This window comes from Salinicola sp. (assembly GCF_982684285.1).
On record NZ_CEXLVS010000348.1, the window covers coordinates 1 to 3,150 of the forward strand.

2 protein-coding genes are annotated in these 3,150 nt (G+C 67.5%); one reads left to right on the top strand and one right to left on the bottom strand.

Annotated elements, in window-relative coordinates; genetic code table 11:
• Positions 1-65 precede the first annotated feature (65 nt).
• Positions 66-1,097, bottom strand: coding sequence for a DUF2333 family protein (locus AC3AYF_RS19570; RefSeq protein WP_295037114.1), 1,032 nt, complete (start codon positions 1,095-1,097; stop codon positions 66-68).
• Between the two features lie 282 nt (positions 1,098-1,379).
• Here AC3AYF_RS19570 and dsbD point away from each other — a divergent pair.
• Positions 1,380-3,150, top strand: a 1,771-nt coding sequence (dsbD, locus tag AC3AYF_RS19575) for a protein-disulfide reductase DsbD (RefSeq protein WP_487780227.1), incomplete at its 3' end; no start/stop codon positions are given.

Here is a 3,150-nt window from a genome sequence, read left to right on the forward strand (position 1 = left end):
CGCCGCTCCGGCATCGATGCCGGAGCGGCGTTTGACGTTGTGGCGCAGGCTCCGAGACCCGGCGATCAGAGCTGGCTGCGGATCTTCTCGACCAGTTGGGACGCCCGTACCGTGTAGTTGGCCATCATCAGCGAATGGTTGGCGAACAGTCCAAACCCGGAGCCGTTGAGAATGACCGGACTCCAGACGCGGGCCTGGGAGCTCTTCAGCTCCGCGATGAGCTGGTCGAAATCGTCACCGGCACCGCTGCCATCGATCACCTCGGCATAGTCGAGCCTGGCGGCCTGAAGCAGCTGTGCCAGCGCCCAGGTCGTTCCACGCGCCTCGAAGAACACGTTGTCGATTCGAAGCCAGGGCGTGCTGTCGGTCTGCTGGTCACCACTCGGCGACTGGCCGACATTGGCAGCCAGTTGCCGGGTCTGGGTCTGCAACCGCTGCTGGACCTGGGCCAGCCACTCGGCCAGCGCCGCGGCATCGGGCCCAGCCGGCGGCTCGGTCGATGCGGCCGCGTCCTGGGTCGGCTCACCCGGCCCGGCACTGTTCTCCAGTGCGGTGAAGGCTTCGCCCAGGTTGTTGCGCGCCGATTTCAGGAGGGTCTCGGATGCCGGCCAGCGCCAGCTGTCGAGATCGCCGCCAAGCGACTCGTTGGCCTGGCTCAAGGGCGCATTGCCCACGGCCAGCGCGCCGCCCAGCATGGCGACCGCGTCGCGAACCTGCCGAGTGACGCCCGCCTCCCAGTTGGGCATGTTGTCGAGCCACAGGCCCGGCGGCATGACGTCATTGCGCAGGTAACCGCCGGGCTTGTGAAGCAGCGTATCCAGAATCGAGATATTGCTGGCCAACAGGGCTTCGCCCGGCGGTATCGGTTTCTCTTCTCCGCCGGTGTCGACGCTCTGGGGGAAGCCTCGCTGCATCTCGACTGCCTGTTTCGGGTCCGTGGGCGCGGGCGTCCAGCTCCACCAGATACCCAGAACGATGCAGACCAGCAGGTAGATGACGACCAGCCCCACCAGCGGCTTCCAGATCCAGCCGTACTGGGGCGTTTCGAGAACCTCGGTGCGCGACAGTGGCGCCTTCTTCTTGCGCAATAGAGCCATGGACGATCCTTGTCATTTCGAGAGGTTGGAAAACATGTCGAGAAAGGCCGTCTGCGCTAGCCCGACCTGAACGGGGTTGGGAGACGATATGACTCTATCCTATCATGCTCCCCGTGACGCGCAGCCCGCCTTTCGCTGCATGCCGGGCCGGGTCCAGCGGCGCGGTCGATGGCACTTTTCCGCCCCCGTGCGATCGAAAGACGCATCGATTCACGCGGCTCTGCCGCCACTGCCCGCCCGCCAGGGCCAAGCCTCAACCGTCGTCGGGATACCCATTAGCGAATGTCGCGTTTCTACTGGTTGGTTTTGATGTTTTGCTGCTGTCTGTCGGCACCGCTGGGCGCTGCCCACGCCGACGCCCTTCAACGGGAACGGCAGCCTCCCTTCGCCCAGAGCGACGCGCAGTTTCTTGCGGTCGACCAGGCATTTCACGCGTACGCCTGGCATGACGATGAACGCGTCTACGTCGGCATGCGCAACGAACCGGGCCACTATCTCTATCGCCACCGTTTCGCGCTGGAGAGCCGTCAACCCGGCGTGACGCTGGGTACGCTCGACCTGCCGCCGGGCGAGTTCAAGCACGATCCGTACCTGGGCGACGTGCATGTCTTTCACGACCGGGTCGAGATCAGCGCGCCGCTATCGAAAGTCGAGGACGCCGCCGATACCCATCGCCCGATCCCCGTCACCCTCACCTTCCAGGGCTGCGCCGATGCGGGACTCTGTTACCCTCCCGAACACTGGAAGCTGGAGGCCAAGGCCGGCCCGCCGCCAGCGGCATATACCGACGCGACCCGTGACGCCAAGGCTTCGCCGATCGGGCAGGATGCCGGCGATCCTTTTTCGTCATCCGGCGGCGACGTGCCACTCGCCAACCCCGCCCGCGCCTCCGATGGCGTCCAATCGACCTCGGCCCCGATAGCTGCGGCCGGCGAGTCCTCGACGCTCTCCAGTGCCGGTGCCGACGGCCAATTCCGGTCACTGCTCGACGCCGGCATTGGCCGGAGCGCCCTGGGTCTGTTCTTCCTCGCCGGACTGGGGCTGACCTTCACCCCCTGCGTGCTCCCCATGCTGCCGATCCTGACCGCCATCATCGTGGGCCAGAACGCCCGGCGGGGGCGCGCACTGGCGCTGTCGGCAAGCTACGTCGCCGGCATGGCCGCGACATTCACCCTGCTCGGCACGCTGATGGGCATGTTTGGTGCCTCGCTCAATCTGCAGGCCCGGCTCCAGTCGGGCTGGGTCCTGATCCCCTTCGCGCTGCTGTTCGCACTGTTCGCCATCGCGATGTTCGGCGCTTTCGACCTGCGCCTGCCCAGCGCGATCGGCCAGCGGATCGATGCCTGGCAGAACCGGCTCCAGCGTAGCGGCCCGGCGGGACTGGCAGCGGCCGGCGCCCTGTCGGTACTGGTAGTGTCGCCGTGCGTCTCCGCGCCTCTGGCCGGCGCGCTGGTGTTCATCTCCACCACCGGCGAGACGCTGGGCGGCGCCCTGGCGCTGCTGGCACTCGCGCTGGGGATGGGCGTGCCGCTGATTCTGGTCGGCACCTTTGGTGGGCAGTGGTTGCCGCGTACCGGCGCCTGGATGCAGGGCGTCAAGGCAGTGTTCGGCGTGATGCTGCTCGGCGTCGCCATCTGGCTGATCGAGCGCCTGCTGCCCGGCCCTGTCGGCCTGCTGCTGTGGGGCGCGTTGACGCTGGGATGCGCGCTGGCACTCGGCGCACTGGACATGAGAACCACTGCCGGCTGGCCACGGGCACGCCAGGCGGCGGGCTGGGCGCTGCTGGTGTGGGGCACGGCGATGATATGGGGTGCGGCCCAAGGCGGTGGCGATCCGTTGCACCCCCTGGCCGAAACGGATGCACGGACGGCGTCGGATGTGGCGCGCCCCACCTTCCAGACCGTCGACGATCCCGACCAGCTCGATGCGGCGCTGGCCTCGGCCCGCGCCGCGGGGCGCCCGGTCATGGTCGACGTCAGCGCCGCCGGGTGCATTTCGTGCAAGGTGATGGAACAGAGGGTGTTCCCCGCGCCAGCCGTGGCCGATCGTCTGG

Bases quoted from the DNA above. Each gene is read 5' to 3' on its own strand.
- AC3AYF_RS19570 (WP_295037114.1), bottom strand. From the start codon at position 1,097: ATGGCTCTATTGCGCAAGAAGAAGGCGCCACTGTCGCGCACCGAGGTT.